This window comes from Mycobacterium sp. RTGN4 (assembly GCF_033804635.1).
Taxonomy (GTDB): Bacteria; Actinomycetota; Actinomycetes; order Mycobacteriales; family Mycobacteriaceae; genus Mycobacterium.
Genome location: NZ_JAPZLB010000013.1, coordinates 35262 through 53266, shown reverse-complemented (window position 1 = coordinate 53266; position 18005 = coordinate 35262). Strand labels below are relative to the sequence as shown.

13 protein-coding genes are annotated in these 18005 nt (G+C 66.8%); 6 read left to right on the top strand and 7 right to left on the bottom strand.

The window, feature by feature from the left end; genetic code table 11:
* Positions 1-69 precede the first annotated feature (69 nt).
* Positions 70-813, bottom strand: a complete 744-nt coding sequence (locus SLQ30_RS24465; RefSeq protein ID WP_319449379.1) for a hypothetical protein — start codon at positions 811-813, stop codon at positions 70-72.
* Positions 814-965: 152 nt separating this feature from the next.
* Between SLQ30_RS24465 and SLQ30_RS24460 the strand changes: the two genes are divergently transcribed.
* Positions 966-2246 (top strand): multidrug effflux MFS transporter, encoded by a 1281-nt coding sequence (locus tag SLQ30_RS24460; protein ID WP_413468174.1) that lies wholly within the window; start codon positions 966-968, stop codon positions 2244-2246.
* A 190-nt stretch (positions 2247-2436) separates the two neighbouring features.
* Positions 2437-4509, top strand: coding sequence for an MFS transporter (locus tag SLQ30_RS24455; RefSeq protein ID WP_319449498.1), 2073 nt, complete (start codon positions 2437-2439; stop codon positions 4507-4509).
* Positions 4510-4527: 18 nt separating this feature from the next.
* Here the strand turns inward: SLQ30_RS24455 and SLQ30_RS24450 are convergent, their stop codons facing one another.
* The 3 genes from SLQ30_RS24450 to SLQ30_RS24440 form a co-directional block, all read right to left on the bottom strand.
* A complete protein-coding gene (locus SLQ30_RS24450; protein ID WP_319449378.1) occupies positions 4528-5886 on the bottom strand; it encodes an FAD-binding oxidoreductase in 1359 nt (452 codons plus the stop codon).
* Positions 5879-9316 carry a TM0106 family RecB-like putative nuclease gene (locus SLQ30_RS24445; RefSeq protein ID WP_319449377.1) on the bottom strand — a complete coding sequence of 1146 codons (3438 nt, stop codon included), beginning with the start codon at positions 9314-9316 and terminating at the stop codon, positions 5879-5881. Before SLQ30_RS24445 ends, SLQ30_RS24450 begins: the two co-directional genes overlap by 8 nt.
* Before the next feature lie 63 nt (positions 9317-9379).
* Positions 9380-9928 carry an LppP/LprE family lipoprotein gene (locus tag SLQ30_RS24440; RefSeq protein WP_319449376.1) on the bottom strand — a complete coding sequence of 183 codons (549 nt, stop codon included), beginning with the start codon at positions 9926-9928 and terminating at the stop codon, positions 9380-9382.
* A gap of 71 nt (positions 9929-9999) precedes the next feature.
* On the opposite strand from SLQ30_RS24440, the gene SLQ30_RS24435 reads away from it, so the two are divergent.
* Positions 10000-11685 (top strand): DEAD/DEAH box helicase, encoded by a 1686-nt coding sequence (locus SLQ30_RS24435; RefSeq protein ID WP_319449375.1) that lies wholly within the window; start codon positions 10000-10002, stop codon positions 11683-11685.
* Positions 11670-12785, top strand: a complete 1116-nt coding sequence (locus SLQ30_RS24430; protein WP_413468178.1) for an acyltransferase family protein — start codon at positions 11670-11672, stop codon at positions 12783-12785. Before SLQ30_RS24435 ends, SLQ30_RS24430 begins: the two co-directional genes overlap by 16 nt.
* Here SLQ30_RS24430 and SLQ30_RS24425 read toward each other — a convergent pair.
* The 3 genes from SLQ30_RS24425 to SLQ30_RS24415 are packed head-to-tail and all read right to left on the bottom strand — an operon-like array spanning position 12775 to position 15652.
* Positions 12775-13350: a TetR/AcrR family transcriptional regulator gene (locus SLQ30_RS24425; protein WP_319449497.1), complete on the bottom strand. Its 576-nt coding sequence runs from the start codon at positions 13348-13350 to the stop codon at positions 12775-12777. The two genes, SLQ30_RS24430 and SLQ30_RS24425, sit on opposite strands and share 11 nt — an antisense overlap.
* Positions 13347-14585 carry a cytochrome P450 gene (locus tag SLQ30_RS24420; RefSeq protein ID WP_319449373.1) on the bottom strand — a complete coding sequence of 413 codons (1239 nt, stop codon included), beginning with the start codon at positions 14583-14585 and terminating at the stop codon, positions 13347-13349. Before SLQ30_RS24420 ends, SLQ30_RS24425 begins: the two co-directional genes overlap by 4 nt.
* A 44-nt stretch (positions 14586-14629) precedes the next feature.
* Positions 14630-15652 carry a LacI family DNA-binding transcriptional regulator gene (locus tag SLQ30_RS24415; protein ID WP_319449372.1) on the bottom strand — a complete coding sequence of 341 codons (1023 nt, stop codon included), beginning with the start codon at positions 15650-15652 and terminating at the stop codon, positions 14630-14632.
* A gap of 157 nt (positions 15653-15809) precedes the next feature.
* Between SLQ30_RS24415 and SLQ30_RS24410 the strand changes: the two genes are divergently transcribed.
* Together SLQ30_RS24410 and SLQ30_RS24405 are read left to right on the top strand one after the other, a co-directional pair.
* Complete coding sequence (locus SLQ30_RS24410) at positions 15810-17141, top strand: aryl-sulfate sulfotransferase (RefSeq protein ID WP_319449371.1); 1332 nt, start codon at positions 15810-15812, stop codon at positions 17139-17141.
* Entirely contained in the window at positions 17138-18004 is an 867-nt protein-coding gene (locus tag SLQ30_RS24405; RefSeq protein WP_319449370.1) for an ABC transporter permease, read from the top strand. The genes SLQ30_RS24410 and SLQ30_RS24405 overlap by 4 nt, the downstream gene beginning before the upstream one ends.
* The last annotated feature ends 1 nt before the right edge of the window (position 18005 follow it).

Genomic DNA, 18005 nt, shown 5'->3' with positions numbered 1-18005 from the left:
GAGCCGTCGGGACCCGGCAACCGCACTTGTCCTCCGAGGCCGGCATCAACGGCGGCCCAGGGTGTCCGGCTAAGGCTGCCGGACGGGTAGCACGTGCAGCGTCGACGGCCACCGCGGCGGGGGGCTGCCGAAGGCCAGCTGCGCGTTCTTGACGATCTTCTTGCCCATCATCCTGTTGCCGACACCACCGACGACCGCGCCGATGCCGACGGGCAGCATCTTGCCGAATGCGATGGCCCCGCGCTTCAGCGCGTACTTCTTCACGAAGAACTTGAGCAGTCGCGAGTTCAATTGCGACACCGCGGGCAGTGGCAGCGACGCCGCACCATCGGACAACCAGGCCCCGCTGGTACGGCCGGTCCCCAGCAAATCAGCGACGGCGTGCTTGCTGTCCTCACCCACCAGCACCGCCAGTACGAGGGCGCGACGTCGCTCGCGGTGCTCTGCGGGGATGCCGTGGACCTCGGCGACGGCGAGCACGAAAACGGCGGTGGCCTCGAGGAACACCACCGTTTCGCCGGCGATCGCCGACATCGCGACCAACGTGCCGATGCCAGGGAAGGCCGCCGCGGAACCCACGGCGGCGCCGCTGGCCATCACCGCGGCGAGGTAGTGCTTCTCGAGCTTGGTGACGAGCTCGGCGGGCGTCGCGTCGGGGCTGTGCCCGCGCAGCCGCTCGACGTAGGCCTTGACCGCGGGTCCCTGGACGCGCGCGCCGCTCTCGATGAGCTGAGACAGGACCTTGGCGGCCATGCTCGGGTCGTCGTCGATGGTGGCAGGCACCTGGCTCTTGGCGTTGGAACGAGCACTCATGTCTCGACCTTCCCTCTACTTCCGACGAGCCTTCAGGCTATCGGTTAGTCAACGAATGCCGACATGCCGGTAGTGCCCGAGCGTGAGCTCGGTCACGTATGGCGCGTGGGCCTGCGGGAAGAAAAAACTCATATGCGTTGCTAACCAAGTTCATGGCAGCATCGACTCACATGGACCTCGCGGGCATCGATACCGACGTATCGGTTGGGCCTGCCCCCAGTCGAGTCAAGATGATCGTGGTGCTGGGGCTGCTCGTCGCCCTTGGCCCGCTCACCATCGACATGTACCTGCCCGCACTACCGCGCATCGCAGACGAGTTTTCGGTGTCGTCGTCGGTGGTGCAGTTGACGCTGACCGGGACGTTGGCCGGGTTGGCGCTCGGTCAGTTGATCGTCGGGCCACTCTCGGACTCGCTGGGCCGCCGCAGGCCGTTGATGGTGGGCATCGCGCTGCACATGGTGGCGTCGGTGTTGTGCCTGTTCGCGCCGAACATCGTGACGCTGGGGCTGGCCCGTGGGCTGCAGGGTGTCGGGGCCGCGGCGGCCGCCGTCGTGGCGATTGCCATCGTCGGCGACCTGTACGTCGACAACGTCGCCGCCACGGTGCTCTCCCGGCTGATGCTGGTGTTGGGCGTGGCGCCGGTCGTCGCGCCGTCGCTGGGCGCGGCCGTGCTGCTGAAGGCATCGTGGCACTGGGTGTTCGCGGTGCTCGTGGTGCTGGCAGGCGCGCTGTTGCTGCTCGCGGCGCTGGCCTTGCCGGAAACGTTGCCCGCTGCGCATCGTCGGCCCTTGCGGGTGCGGGGCATCGTCGCCACCTACGGCGAGCTGCTCGGCGACGCGCGGTTCGTGATCCTGGTGCTCGTCGCAGCGCTTGGCATGTCGGGGCTTTTCGCGTACATCGCAGCAGCCCCATTCGTGCTGCAGGGGCAGTACGGCCTGGACCAGCAGTCCTTCGCGCTGGTGTTCGGTGCGGGCGCGGTCGCGCTGATCGGCGCGACGCAGCTCAACGTCGTGTTGTTGAAGCGGTTCACGCCGCAGACCATCGTGGTGTGGGCGCTGGTGGCGTCGTCGCTGGCCGCGTTGCTCTTCGTGGGATTGACCGCCGCTGGCGTGGGCGGGCTGCCCGCCTTCCTGGTGCCGGTGTGGCTGATTCTGGCCGCGATGGGTCTGGTCATCCCCAATGCTCCGGCCCTGGCGCTGTCCCGGCATCCGGACGCGGCGGGCACGTCGGCCGCGCTGCTCGGGGCGGCCCAGTTCGGACTTGGTGCAGCGGTGGCGCCGCTGGTCGGGGTGCTCGGCAATGACGAGTTCGCGCTCGCGCTGGTCATGGCCTTCGGTGTGGTGGTGGCGCTATTTGCGCTGCTCGCGGTGGGGGTACCTACCCCCGATGGCGAGCTGTCGCAGGCTGCGGAGGCCGTCGCCGACCCAGCGTGACCCTACTGCGTCGCTGAATGGCCGACTTGTCCCGATAACTGCGGGTCCGTAGCGTCGCTTCGATAGCTTCGTTACCCATGGTCAAGTAGATGTTGCAGAGACTCGCCATCCCGCAGGTACCCCGCGCCACCGCGGCCCGGGTGCTTAGCCAACTCGTCGTGGGCCGGGGGGCACCGTGACGGCAGCGCTGATGGAGCGTCTACAGGACCCGAAGCGGATGGAAAATCCGTGGCACGCGCTGTGGGCCATGATGGTCGGCTTCTTCATGATCCTGCTCGACGCGACGATCGTCGCGGTCGCCAACCCAGAGATCATGAAGCACGTCCGCACGGACTATGACTCCGTCATCTGGGTCACCAGCGCCTACCTGCTGGCGTATGCGGTACCGCTGTTGTTGGCGGGCCGGCTCGGGGACCGGTACGGGCCCAAGAATCTCTACCTCGCCGGGCTGGCGGTCTTCACCTTCGCCTCGCTGTGGTGCGGGCTGGCGGACAGCCTCCAGATGTTGGTCGCCGCCCGCGTGCTGCAGGGCATCGGCGCCGCATTGATGACCCCGCAGACTCTTTCGACGATCACCAGGATCTTTCCCCCCGACCACCGCGGCGTCGCGCTGAGCGTGTGGGGTGCCACTGCGGGCGTCGCCACCTTGGTCGGTCCGTTGGCGGGCGGGTTTCTGGTCGACGGTCTTGGCTGGCAGTGGATCTTCATCGTCAACGTGCCGATCGGAATCGTCGGACTTGGGCTGGCGTTCTGGTTCGTCCCGGAATTGCCCACCGAGCAACATGGATTCGACCTGCTTGGGGTGGCGTTGTCCGGCGCTGGGATGTTCCTGGTGGTGTTCGGACTGCAGGAAGGTCCGGACCACGACTGGGCGTGGTGGATATGGGCCATGGTCGCAGCCGGTTTGGCGTTCTTCGCGGGCTTCGTCTATTGGCAGTCGGTGAACCCGGGTGAGCCCCTCGTCCCGCTGAAGCTCTTCCGCGACAACGACTTCAGCATGGCCAACCTCGGAATCACGGTGATCGCCTTCGCGGTGACGGCGATGATGCTTCCGGTCATGTTCTATGCGCAGTCGGTATGTGGATTGTCGCCGATCCGCTCGGCGCTGCTGATCGCGCCGATGGCGGTCGCCTCGGGTGTGCTCGCCCCGTTCGTCGGCAAGATCGTGGACCGAAGCCATCCGCGTCCGATCGTCGGGTTCGGTTTCTCGGCGGTGGCGATTGGGTTGACGTGGCTCTCGGTGGAACTGACGCCGACGACGCCGATCTGGCGGTTGGTGCTGCCGTTCATCCTGATCGGCGTCGGGATGGCCTTCATCTGGTCACCGTTGGCGGCCACGGCGACCCGGAACCTGCCCGCACACCTTGCGGGCGCGGGTTCCGGGGTCTACAACACGACCCGTCAGATTGGTGGCGTGCTCGGCAGCGCGGGGATGGCGGCGTTCATGACCGCGCGGATCGGCGCCGAGCTACCCGACGGCGCTGAGCCTCCCGCAGGCGCTGACGGTCCGGTGGTCGAGCTGCCCACGTTCCTGCACGCGCCGTTCGCGGCTGCGCTGTCTCAGTCGCTGCTGTTGCCTGCCTTCGTCGCATTGTTCGGCGTCGTCGCCGCCATGTTCCTACGCGGATTCGGTGGCATCCGCCTCTCGTCGAGCACCTCGCCGCGCGTCGACGTCTTCGCGGGGTCAAACGAGTTCACCGCGGCACGAAACCTGCGCTCGAGCGTCGTCTTGGCACCCGACGAGGACGACTACTTTCCCGACGACGACGAGTACGTCGAGTTCACGGTCGAGTGGGACGACGAGCCAACGTCGCCGCCACCCAAGCCCAAAGCCGCGCCCAAGCCCGCGCCTGTCCCCGATACCTACCCGGCCGACGACAGCGTTACCGCCCCCATGCAGATCCACGCGGACCATCCGTTGCCCGCCCCCGCAGACACCTGGCACGGCGGTGCTCCTGAGTCGTGGCACAGCCTCCTCGAGGAGGAACCGGAGCCCCAGCACGACGTTTCCGAACCCCTTGCCCCCGAGCCGGTTGGGAACGCGAGTCAGCCGTGGCGCAGCATTCTGGACGAGCTGCTGGCCGATCCGGCCGCCCCACCAGATCCCGAGCCGATCGGGTTCGCGCACAATGGTTTTCACGTGAACGGTGACGGTCACTCGCAGGAACCCCCGCCTGCGCCGGAACCCGCACCGGGCCGGCATTCACGCGACGACGGGGACTCCGGCACCTATGGGCGGCACTCGATGCGATTCCGGGACTGACGCCTCGCGCGGGAAACGTCAGTCGAACAGCACCGCGGGATTGAGGTAGCCGGTCGGATCGAAGGCCGTCTTGACCGCTCGCATCGCGGCGATGTCGGCCGGGGTACGCGACATTGCGAGGTAATCGCGCTTGCGGCTGCCGACGCCATGCTCGGAGCTGACGTTGCCGTGGTGGGCGGCGATCAACTCCATCATCTCCGCGTACAACTGCCGCTCGCGCTCGCCATCGAGCATGCACCGCACCAGGTTCAGGTGCAGATTGCCCTCACCGACGTGGCCGAACAACAACGGGATCGCGTCAGGGGCGTGCGTGGCGACGAGTTCGTCGGCCGCCGCGGCGAAGGACGCGATCTCGGCAAGCGGAAGCGACACGTCGAACTTCAGCGGCGGACCGTAGATGCCGAGGATCTCCGCGATCGATTCCCTTACCTGCCAGAGCCTCCGCTGCGCCGCGACGTCGACGCCGACGGCGGGCTCTCCGGCAAGGTCCGCACCCTCCAACGCCTCGGCGAGGCGTTCGGTGTGGTCGACGTCCCCGGCGAGTTCGATCAGCAGCTGCCATGCGCCGGCGACGGGTGCGCCGACGCCGAGGTGCTCGGCCGTCAGTGCGCTCGCCCGCGCGTCGACCAACTCCAGTGCTGCGATGCCGTCGGCGTCCCGCAAGCTACGGCCGACGACGAGTAGCGCGTCCAGGTCTGCGAACCCCGCGACGGCCGTCACCCGATGTGCGGGCTTGGGATGCAGGCGCAGATCGAGTGCCGTGATGACCCCCAGGGTGCCCTCGGCGCCGACGAAGAGGGCCGCCAGGTCGTAACCGGTGTTGTCGCTGCGCACCTCGCTGTGGCGTCGCACCACGGTGCCGTCGGGCAGTGCGACGTCGAGCCCGAGCACCTGCTCGCCCATGTTGCCGTAGCGCACCGTGCGCAACCCGCCCGCATTCGTCGCCGCCATACCGCCGACGGTTGCGCTGTCGCGCGAGGCGAGGTCGACACCGAACACCAGGCCCGCCTCGCCGGCGGCCTGCTGCACGGCCGCCGCGGTGGCTCCTGCCCCCACCTGCACGCGCCGTTCGACGGAGTCGATGGGGCCAATCTCGTCGAGCCGCTCGGTGGACAAGAGCACGTCGTCGCGTTCGGGCACGGTGCCGGCCACCAGCGAAGTCCGGCCGCCCTGCACCGTCACGTAGCTGCCCGCGTCACGGCACGCCCCGAGCACGGCGGCCACCTCGTCGGCGGATCCCGGCCGCACAAGGGCGGACGCCTGGCCCCGATAGCGTCCGGTGTGGTCGACGCAGCGCCCGATCAGCACGTCGGGATCGGTGCTCACGTGGCGGGCGCCGACGATCTCCGTCAGCCGGTCGAGCAGCGGGTCACTCACTCCGTGGGTTTATCACAGGAGCGCTGAGCGACAGGAATGCGCCGAGTTCGACGAGCCGGTCCGGAGTGGACGGCAGGTAGTCGGTCAGCAGTGTCGACCGCACGATGACGGCCGCGTACTTGGCTCTGCTGACGGCGACGTTCAGCCGATTCCTGTTGAACAGGAACGACACTCCGCGTGGCGCGTCGTCCGCCGACGATGCAGTCATCGACACGAAGACGACTGGCGCCTGTCTGCCCTGGAACTTGTCGACGGTGCCGACCTCGACGCGGGTCAGCCCGGCCTCGTCGAGCTTGCGTCGCAAGGTCACCACTTGCGCGTTGTACGGGGTGACCACGAGCACGTGCTCCTGGGTGAGCGGAGTGATGCCGTGTTCGTCCGTCCACGCCGCGCCGAGCAGGCCCTCGAGTTCGGCGACGATGGCGTCGGCTTCCTCTGGGCTGTCGGTGGAGTTGCCGTCGTGGTCGACGGTCAACAACCGAACGCCGGGCGTCACGCCGTCCAACCGCCGCGCGGCGGTGACGTCCTCGCGCGCCCGCAGTCGGCCGTCGTAGGACAGTCGCGACACCGGACCACACACCGCGGGGTGCATCCGGAACGAGCAGTCGAGGAAGTACCCACGCTCGGAAGGCAGCGTGTGATGACCTTCGACCAACCAGCCCAACGCCGATTCGTCGACGGGTTCCGGGTGCGTGCCTTGGCTGACCTGCGGCAGCTGCTGCGGGTCACCCAGCAACATCAGGTTCCTGGCCGACGGGGCTACCGCGATGGTGTTCGCCAGGCTGTATTGGCCGGCTTCCTCGACGACCAGCAGATCCAGGGCCAGCCTCGGAATCTTGTTGGCATTGGCGAAGTCCCAGCCCGTTCCGCCCACCACGCAGCCGTCGTGATCGGCGACGAAACCGGCGAACTCGGGGTTCTTGAGTTCGGTCCAGCCTGGGTTGACGGTGTTGAGTTTCTTGCCGATGCGGGTCCCGTCGACCCCTGCGGCCATGACGTCGCCGAACAGGTTCTCGACCACCGCATGCGACTGCGCGACCACGCCGATACGCCACCCGTGCTCGTTGACGAGGCTCGCGATGACCTGGGCTGAGGTGAACGTCTTGCCGGTACCCGGCGGGCCATGGACCGCCAGATACGACGAGTCGAGGTCGAGCAGGGCTTTGGTCAAGACATCAGCCATGTCGTCGGCGCCGCGGCCGCTGCGGGGGAGCGGTCCGCCGCTGACGGTGCGCGGCGCCCGTCTCAGCAGGATGTCGGTGACGGCATCGGCTGGCAGGTTCGGGAGCCAGGCCGCCACCATGGTCGCGGTGTCCGCGATGGACTCCTGCAAGGGCTTGGTGTTGATCGGCGGACCGGGTGTCAGGGCGAACGGCAGCTGGTCGAAGACGTCGCCGTCCTTGGGTTGACGCTCGCAGACGACGACTTCGGTGGGAGCCTCCGGGTTGTCGCACTCGATGACCGTCACCGAGCCGAAGGCCCTGCGGTCCGGGTCGTCAGCCAGGCCCTCCGGCGCGGGCGGGTCGTACAACGCGTACATCTCGGTGGCGAGGTCGCCGTTGGCGAGGTCGCCGGTCAGTCGAACGTGACGCTGCGGCTTGCGCGCCCTTGGCGGCTGGTGCCAATCGGTGACGACTTCGGCCCGGTCGGCGATGAAGACGTCGCTGTTGTCGGACCATTCGTCGACGGGACTGTTGACGCGATCGAAGTGCGCCCACCAGAACGGCTTGTCCTCGCGCTTGTGGAAGCCGCGGGAAGCGGCGACCATCGCGACCGCGGTTTGTTCGGCGGTGCGTGGCTCGATGCCGTCGCCCGCGAACTTCAGCAGCGCGCGTTCGACGTCGTCCGCGGGTTCGGCCCCGGCTTCGATGGAGCCGCCGTCGGCCACCGGTTGGGGACCGCGCGGCGGTACCCCAGATTCGATGGCACGGGCCATCATCCAGTCGCGCAGCCGGCGGGTGGACCGGCAGTCGTATCGGTTGTAGTCCTCGATCTCCTTGAGCACGTTGGTCGCTTCGTCGGGGCGGCCCTCGTCGCGCAGCGCACAGAAGCGGGCGTACTGCGTGATCGAGTCGGTGGCCGTGGTGACCTCGCCGCTGCGTAGCTCGTTGCCCATGTACAGCGGCTCGAGGTACTTGATGCTGTAGCTCTCGGTGCCGACGCGAATGCTCTTGCGCACCAACGGGTAGAGGTCGACCAGGATGCCGTTGCGCAGCAGTTCGTCGACGTCGTGCTCGCCGACTCCGTAGCGGCCGGCCAGCCGCAGCAGGGTGCTCTTCTCGTAGGCCGCGTAGTGGTAGACGTGCATGCCCGGGTAGCGCTTGAGACGCTTGCGCACCATGGCGAGGAAATCCTTGAGCGCCTCGCGCTCGCTGGGCCGGTCGTGCGCCCAGTACGGGGTGAACTCGTCGGTAGTGGTGAGCACGCCCCAGAGGTATTCGAGACCCCACTCGCGGCCGTCGACGGTCCACAGTGGATCGCCCTCGAAGTCGAAGAACAGGTCGCCCTTGTTCGCATCGGGCAGCACCATGAGTGGCTGCGGGTCGACGACTTCGTAGGGCGGCTTGCCGTGGACCCTGTCGGCGACCTGAAGCCGCGCCTGCGCAGTGAGCGCCTTGAGGGCGCGGGTGGACAACTCGGGCACCGGGCCGTGGTGTGCGGCCAGCTCATGGAGGGTGCTCACGCCTGCGTCGATGAGCCGGGCCCGTTGGCTGACCCGCATGCCCGCGACGAGCAGCAGGTCGTCGTGTGCCCGCACTTGAACGGTGCACTCCGGACAGCGGAAGCACGCGCGCACCTCGGTGTCCTCCCATGACACGGCGACGCCCCCGGCGAGGTGGCGATCGAGTAGCCGCTCCAGCGCCTCTCGGCGTGGCTGATAGATCGGGAGCAATTCGTCGGTGCGGTAACTCGCCATTTCGCCGTCGCCGAGCATCAACTCGACTTCGGGGGCCACCGGCACCGCGGCCCTGGCCAGCGTGTCGGCATAGGCGGCCAATTGCAGCAGCGCCTCGACCTTGACCGAGCGGGCCAGCTTGGTGTCGCGGAGCCGATAGCGGTCGCCGTCCAGGATCAGGAAGTCGGCGAAGCCCAGGAAACGGCCGTCGAACATCGCGGCCTGGTAGATGACGGGCGCGCGGCGATCCACGGCCTCCCGCGTGGCGGCCGCGGCCGCGGTCAGCCCGGCCAGGGTGTAGGCGGGCCGCCCGATGACGACGACGTTCCCGTCCGCGGCGCGGAGTTCGTCGAGGTGTCTTTGCTCGTGCTCGTCGCCGAGTTGCGCGGTACGGGCCAGCAGTTCGTCGTCAGAGGACACCTCGGGGCCCCAGCCGAGCCGCGCGTCGAACGAGCGCAGCAGTGCGTATTCGCACCGCGCGGCGGCCGCGAGATCGGATGCGCTGTAGATGACCCGGCCGTCGACTACGAACACGGTGCCACTGTAGGTCAGTGGTCCGACACCGCCCCTTCCCGCCGAGGAGGGCAGAAGCGAGCGTCAGCCGCCGGTATTGCCGATGAGTTCGACGCCGTTGCCGTTCCAATGGAATCGCACGACGCCCTTCAAACCTGTCGCGGCGTTGAGGTACATCAGCGCAACGGTGTCGCCGTTGGATCCGGTCTCGTCGATGCCGTTGAACCCGAAGGTGTCCGGCACCCCGGTCGGAATGAACTTGCCGAGGTGGAACATCACCGCGCGCGTATTCGGGTTGTCGGCGTTGGTGTTGGCCTTGACGATCACGACCGACAGTTGCGCGCACTCGTTGTAGTTGCCCGCGAGCGGCTCCGGATTCCACGGCTGGTTGCTGCGCGGATCGCGCGGCAGGTCCGAGACGGCCTTGGCGATCTCGGGCGCGGCGAGGTTGACCGCACATGGGTCGACGGGTCCGGCCGTGGTCGTGGGCCCGGCAGCCACCGTGGGCGCAATCTTCGGTGGCGCGCTGGACGCGGGCGGAACCGTGGCCTCGGGGGTCTTGGAAACGGTGGAATCGCTGGACCCGCATCCGGCCAAGGCCAGTACCGCCGCCAGCGTCGCGACCCACTTCACAACCCGCACCGTACCGGGCTGATGGCCATGAGGCGGGCATCGGCCGCATCACCCCGTAGACTGCCAACTCGATGACGTCGCCCGATGCGGACGCAACAAGCGCCCAGCCCACCTTCGCCGACCTGCAGATTCACCCTTCGGTGCTGCAGGCCGTAGCCGACGTCGGATACGAGACGCCTTCGGCGATCCAAGCCGCGACCATTCCGGCGATGCTTGCGGGTTCCGACGTGGTCGGGCTGGCGCAGACCGGCACCGGCAAGACGGCAGCCTTCGCCATCCCGATCTTGTCGAAAATCGACACCACCAGCCGCATCACGCAGGCGCTGGTGCTGGCGCCGACGCGCGAGTTGGCCCTGCAGGTCGCCGAGGCGTTCAGTCGCTACGGCGCGCACCTGCCGGTGAACGTGCTGCCGATCTACGGCGGATCCCCGTACGGTCCCCAACTCGCCGGGCTCAAGCGTGGCGCTCAGGTCGTCGTCGGCACTCCCGGGCGTGTCATCGACCACCTCGAGAAGGGCAGCCTCGACCTGTCCCACCTCGATTACCTGGTGCTCGACGAGGCCGACGAGATGCTGCAGATGGGCTTCGCCGAGGACGTCGAACGCATCCTCGAAGGCACCCCGGAGTACAAGCAGGTCGCCCTCTTCTCGGCGACCATGCCGCCCGCGATCCGCAAGATCACCACCAAGTACCTGCACGACCCGGTCCAGGTGAAGGTCGAATCGAAGACCGCGACCGCCGACAACATCACGCAGCGCTACTACCAGGTTTCCGGGCATCGGAAGATGGACGCGCTGACCCGGCTGCTCGAGGTCGAGCCGTTCGAAGCGATGATCGTGTTCGTCCGGACCAAGCAAGCCACCGAAGAAGTCGCCGAAAAGCTCCGTGCCCGTGGATTTTCCGCGATGGCCATCAACGGCGACATCGCACAGGCACAGCGCGAGCGCACCATCGCGTCGCTCAAGGACGGCAAGCTCGACATCCTCATCGCCACCGACGTCGCCGCGCGCGGACTCGACGTCGACCGCATCTCGCACGTGCTGAACTACGACATCCCGCACGACGCGGAGTCCTACGTGCACCGCATCGGGCGCACCGGGCGGGCCGGAAGATCAGGCACCGCAATCTTGTTCGTCACACCGCGCGAACGGCATCTGCTGAATTCGATCGAGCGGGTGGCACGGCAGAAGCTCGTCGAATCCCAGCTGCCGTCGGTGGACGACGTCAACGCTCAGCGTGTGGAGAAGTTCCGCGAGTCCATCACCGGTGCACTTGGCTCGCCGGGAATCGACTTGTTCCGCAGGCTGATCGAGGATTACGAGCACGACAACGACGTGCCCCTTGCCGACATCGCCGCGGCGCTGGCACTGCTCAGCCGCGACGGCGACCAGTTCCTGATGACCGAACCGCCGCCGGACAAGCGTCGGGACCGAGACGACCGGCCGCCGCGCGAGGGCGGTTCGCACAAGCAGCGCGAGCGGCGCAACGACCTGATCACCTACCGCATCGCTGTTGGCAAGCGCCACAAGGTCGCACCTGGCGCCATCGTCGGTGCCATCGCCAACGAGGGCGGCCTGCACCGCAGCGACTTTGGTCACATCACCATCAAGGTGGACCATTCGACGGTGGAATTGCCGGCGAAACTCTCCCCGGAGACGCTGAAGAAGCTCCAGCACACGCGAATTCAGGGTGTGCTCATCGACCTGCAACCTGATCGGGGCTCGAAACCCCATCGAGGGAAATACCAGTCGAAGTGACCCCAGCCGGATCAGCCGGGCGGGTTGCCTCCCTGACCGGAATTCGGGCGGTGGCCGCACTTCTGGTCATGCTGACTCACGCGGCCTACACGACGGGTAAGTACAACCAGGGTTACCTCGGCCTGGTCTACTCGCGTGCCGAGATCGGCGTGCCGATCTTCTTCGCGCTCTCGGGGTTCCTCCTGTTCGGGCCGTGGGTGCGCGCGGCCGCGGCGGGGGCGCCTGCCCCGTCGCTGCGCCGCTACGCATGGCACCGCGTGCGGCGCATCATGCCCGCCTACGTGGTCACCGTGCTGGCCGCGTACCTCATCTACCACTTCCGGGTGGCTGGGCCGAATCCCGGCCACACCTGGATGGGGTTGTTCCGCAATCTCACGCTGACGCAGATCTACACCGACGACTACCTCTTTTCCTATCTGCACCAAGGGCTTACGCAGATGTGGAGCCTGGCGGTGGAGGTCGCCTTCTACGTCGCGTTGCCGCTGCTGGCCTACCTCCTGCTGGTGGTGCTGTGCCGCAGGCAGTGGCGCCCGCGGATGTTGCTGGGCGGCCTGGCGGGGCTGGCGCTCATCAGCCCGGCGTGGCTGGTGTTGGTCCACACCACCGACTTCCTGCCAGACGGTGCGAAACTGTGGCTGCCCGGGTACCTGCTCTGGTTCTTGGGCGGGATGTTGTTGGCGGTGTTGCAGGCACTGGGCGCCAGAGCCTTTGCCGCCCTGTGCATACCGCTCGCGGCGATCTGCTATCTGATCGTGTCCACCCCGATTGCCGGTGCGCCAACCACATCGCCGGCAGAACTACGGGAGGGCTTGGCGAAGATCGCCTTCTATGCCGTCATCGCGGCGCTGGCGATAGCGCCGTTGGCATTGGGCAACCACGGCTGGTACGCGCGCATGCTGGCGAGCAGGCCCATGGTCTTCCTCGGCGAGATCTCCTACGAGATATTCCTGATCCATTTGGTGGTCATGGAATTGGTGATGGTCGAGGTGCTCCGAACTCCGGTGTACACAGGTTCGATGCCTGCGCTATTCATTGTCACGCTGGGGGCGACGATTCCGCTGGCCTGGCTGTTGCATCGGGTTACCCGCGTCAGGACCTAGCCGTGTCGGTGCTCGGCATCAGCGTCGGGAGTACGAATTCCTCCAACATGGCCCGTTCGTCGGCTTCGTCGTGGCCGGGGAACACCAGTAGCGAGACCATGACACGCACTAGCCAGCGCGCGCGGTTCTCGACGTGTGCAACTCCGAGCGCCGCCAGGTAGGCCTCGGTGCGTGCCCTGATCACATCGGAGCGTTCCGCCATCTCGCCGCCGATGGGGCGCTGCGACGGATCGAACCACGAAGAGAGCGCAGGGCTTTCGCGGACTCGACGCAGCGACGCCAGCACGCCCGCAACGATCTGCTCACCTGGGTCGGCGGTGCCGTCCAACTGTTTGCCCAGGCTCTCGAACACGCGGTGGGCCTCGCGGTGCACGTAGGCGGTGTATAGCGCGTCGCGATTCTCGAAATAGCGGTAAAGCGTGGCGCGCGAACATCCGGAGGCCTTGGCGATGTCGTTCATTCCCACGCTCGCCGCGTCGTGTTGGGTGAACAGGGCGTCGGCGGCGTCGAGGATCCGGTCGGCGGCAGCCTCGGTCCGACTTTCGGCCAGCCAGTCGGCCACTATTTCACCGTGAACGGCACAGAGAGCGGGCGCCGCACGTAACTGCCACCCGCCCAGATGATTCCGTCCTCGTCGACCTCGAAGTCGGGGATGCGGGCCAGAAGCTCCTCGAGTGCCACCCGAGCCTGCATCCGCGCGGCGGCCGCGCCAAGGCAGTGGTGTGCACCGTGGCTGAAGGTCAGGATGTTGCGCGGCTTGCGCGCCACGTCGAGTTCGCTTGCATCGTCACCGTATTGGCGTTCGTCGCGGTTGCCCGACCCGTAGAGGAACATCACCCGTCGGCCCTCGGGGATGGTGGTGTCCGCGACCGTCACGTCGCGGGTCACGGTGCGGCCCAGCATCTGCACGGGAGCGGTCAGTCGCAGCAGCTCGTCGATGGAATCACTGATCAGGTCTGGGTTTTGGGCCAGCAGCTTGCGTTGGTCGGGCCGCTGGTGCAGGAGTTGGACCGACCCGCCGAGCATGCCCGTGGTGGTGTCGTTGCCGCCGGTGACCATCGTGAAGGTGAACGCCAGAATGGACAGCACTCCTGCGATGTCGCCGTCGGCGCCGACTCCCGCTGCTACCAGGTGCGACACGGTGTCGTCCTCGGGTTCGACGCGGCGGCGTTCGATGAGTGCGGTGAAGTAGGTCATCAGCTCGCCGAGCGCGTCGCCGAGCGTTTCCAGCGCACCACCGATGCCTCCTTCGACAGTGTTGGCGGCGACGATCGCCTCGGTCCAGCCGTCGAACTGGTCGCGGTCGGACTCGGGCACCCCGAGGTAGTGCGCGACCACCATCGACGGCAACGGCTTGAACAGTTCGGCGACGATGTCGCCCCCACCGTTGTTTCGGATGCGCTCGATGCGCTCGACGACGTACTCGCGGACCTTCGGTTCGACGGCCTCGACCTGCCGCGGGGTGAACCCACGGGAGACCAGCTTGCGGAACTCGGTGTGCACCGGCGGGTCCTGCATGACCATCGGCGGGTTGTCGGCCAAGCCGATGAGTTCCAGTTCGCCGTAGTTGACCGTCAGCCCCTGCGCCGAGGAGAAGGTCTGGTGGTCCCGCGCGGCGGTGAAGATGTCCGCGTGTCGGGACATGACGTAGTAGTCGTGGTCCGGCTTGTCGTCGGGGACGACGTGGTGCACCGGATCGTGGTCGCGCAGCGCCCGGTACATCGGCCAGGGGTTGGTCCACGTCTCCGCCGAGGCCAGCTGGAAGCGCGCCGGAGTGTCATGAGACAAAGTAGCTGTCATGTCTTATGAATACGACAGCAATGGATCCTTGTCAAGGGGTCTTGTCAGGCGATTTCCTGCGAGTCATGGCACCCGCAGCTGTTCCCGATCCGTAGTGACGGTTCCATCGGAGTCGGGATTGCCGCGGGAGCGTCGAGTAGTTGGGTGAGCGCCGCTCGGGCCAGGGCATCGACGGGTTGTTGCACCGTGGTGAGGTCGAACCGCCCGTAGTCGGTGATGGCCCCGTCGAAACCGACCACGCGGATGTCATTGGGAATGGTCAGGCCGGTGTCGACAATGGCTCGGATGGTCGCCGATGTCTGCCCGTAAGTGCCGATGACGAACGCATCTGGAGCGTCGCCGGAGGCTCGAAGAAAGGCGGTGACGGCGCCGTACGCGCCCGCCGGGGTGAGGTCGGTAGCGATGTGCACGACGTCGGCCGTCGCCGATTCGGCACCGATGAAGCGCTGCTGCACGGTCTCCCTGTCGCCATGGGTGACGTCGGATTCGGTGAAGCCTCCAACGAACGCGATCCGTCGGCAATCGTGGGTGTCGACGAGGTGTCGGGTGACGAGTTCGCCGGCGTGGACGTGGTCGACACCCACGATCTCGGAGACCACGCCTCCGCGAATGTTGTGCATCCAGACCACCGGGATCCGCTCCTGGGCGCAGAGCCTTGCCGTCTGCGATGCGTTCGCCGCTCCGATCACGACGAGCCCGTCGATGCCGACTTCGGCGAAGGCCGTTGCAAACTCGAGTTCACGTTCCGGGTCGTACCTGGTGTTCCCGATCATGGTGAGGTGATCGCGTGCCCTGGCCTCCATTTCGATTCGTCCCACGAAATCCCCGAACAGGGGCATCGTCAGGTCGGGTACGAGAAGACCGATCTGACGCCACCGTCGCGGTCGACGAAGCGCGCGGGCGCGGTGGTCGAAGCGGTAGTCCAACTCCTCGATTGCAATGAGCACTTTGGCGCGCAACGACTCTGACACCGGACGGGGTCCGTTGTTGAGCACGTAGCTCACCACCGCGGTCGACGTGCCGGCGCGGGAGGCCACGTCGGCGAGGGTCGGACGCTTCCCAGTCATTGCTGTTCCTCTTTGCCTCGCCCGATGGCTTGTCGCCAGGCTTTGAATCACGTCGATTGTGACAGTTCCAACGCCGCTGTAGCTCGTTACGCTAATCGATTAGAACAGTTACGGGGACGACACATCGTGGCAACAAGGGATTGGTGGACTGGCCGACATGGCATTCGCGAGACTCAGCGGAGTTACCTACCTCGACCCCGAACTCGTCCATGAGAGCTACGTCCTCTTCACCGGTGCCGACGGAAATACCCACCTCATCGACCTCAACGGAAGCGTCGCCCACTCTTGGCCGTACGCCGGCGTGCCGTCCCGAATCCTCGATCCGGCGCTAAACGGCGGGCGCGTCGGTGACGTTGGCGTGCAGTTGTCCGAGAGCGGCGATGCGCGCGGCGGCATCTATGCCAATGGCACCGTCGGGCAGATCAGCTGGGACGGCGACTTGGTCTGGCAGTGGGGAGCACAGGCACCCGGCGGTGCCGCACGGCAGAACCACGACTGGGAGCTGCTCCCCAACGGCAACCGAATGTTTTTGGTCACCGTCCCTCGCGTCGTGCCTAGCCTCGGCACAGACGTCGTCGGCGATCAAGGACTGTACGAGGTAACGCCCGATGGCGAGCTCGTGTGGACGTGGCTCGCCGGAGACCACCTCGAGGAGTTCGGCTTCTCAGAAGCGGGTTGGGCCGCGCTCCGGGAGACCGCTGCTCGCGACCCCGAAGATCCGTGGGGCTATCTGGAGATGAACAGCGCCAAGACGCTTGGCCCGAATCGTTGGTACGACACCAGACTCGACACCGCTTTTCACCCGGACAACGTCCTTGTCAGCTTCCGCAAGGCGAACGTCATTGCGCTCGTTGATAAGTCGACGGGCAAGATCGCATGGAAGTTCGGACCGTACTACGACGCCGAAGCAGGATCGCAGCATCAGCGGATCACCGCTCACGCGGTGCCGCGCCCGCTCGATCAGACGTCCGGTCAGCACAATCCGCACATGATCGCCTCCGGACTGCCTGGCGCGGGCAACATCCTGGTCTTCGACAACCAGGGCGGCGCAGGATATCCGCCGGCTGCGGTCGGTATCTACGCCGGCTCTCGCATCCTTGAGATCGATCCGGTCACCGAGGAAATAGTGTGGCAGTACACGGCCGAGGACTCCGGGCTGCCCCCGTGGACGTTCTTCAGTTCATTCGTCAGCAACGCGCAGCGGCTACCCAACGGCAACACACTCATCACTGAGGGCATGCAGGGCAGGCTGTTCCAGGTGACGCCCAGCGGTGACGTCGTATGGGAGTACCACAGCCCCTTCGTCGGATACGGGGTCGCGGGCGAACCCGAAGTCAAGCACCCCAGGGTGCCTGGCATCGACCGGCTCACGCAGACCGCATTGGTGTACCGGTCGCAGGCGGTTCCCTTCGACTGGACGCCCATCGACGGCCCGCGGCCACCGCTGCGCAAGGTGGACGTTCGCCCAGAGCCAGAAGGTCTTCCATGACAACCGAACTCGACGCGAAGGCTGTCGGTTCGCGATCGCGGACGGTGATCGCCGACTCGGGCCGCAACGCGGCTGGCCGGCGACCGTGGTCGACGTCGGCGTTCGGACGCTTGCGGACGCTCGGATGGACGATCGCCGGGCTGATTCTGGCGGCGTCGGCGTGGTCGCTGGTGGTGGCGACCGGGCGCTTTCCCCGACAACTTTTTCCCAGCGTGCCCGAGATCCTTGCCGCCGGTCACACGCTGTGGACCAGCGGGCTGTTGGCAGACGACATTGGCGCCAGCTTGCGCAGGGCCGCAGTGGGATTCGCGATCGGCGCTGCCGCAGGAATCGTGGTGGCGGTCCTCACCGCCACGACCGCGGCAGGGCGCAATCTTCTTCAACCCGTATTGCGGGTCTTCTCACCGATTCCCACGATCGGCCTGGTCCCGCTGGCCATTCTGTGGTTTGGGCTGGGGGAGAACAGCAAGACACTGGTGATCGCGCTCGGCGTCTTCGTCCCGGTGTGGATTAGCAGCCACGCGGGGCTGGCGAGTACACCGAGCGACTATCTCATGGCCGCCCGATGCCTGGGCGCCAGACGATGGCAGACACTGCGCAAGATCGTGTTGCCTGAGGCGGCGCCAGACATCGCCTCCGGCTTGCGGGTGGGTGCCGCGATGTCGTTCGTGCTGATCGTCGTCGCCGAAATGACCGGCACCACTTCGGGTATCGGGTATCGAATCTCTCAGGCGCAACTGTTCTCCCAAGCCGATCGGCTGATCTTCTGCCTGATCGTCTTAGGTCTCGTCGGTGCGCTCTGCGATCTGCTCATCACTTCGGTCACCACACCGTTCACGCGCTGGGCGGGCGAGGAGCACTGAC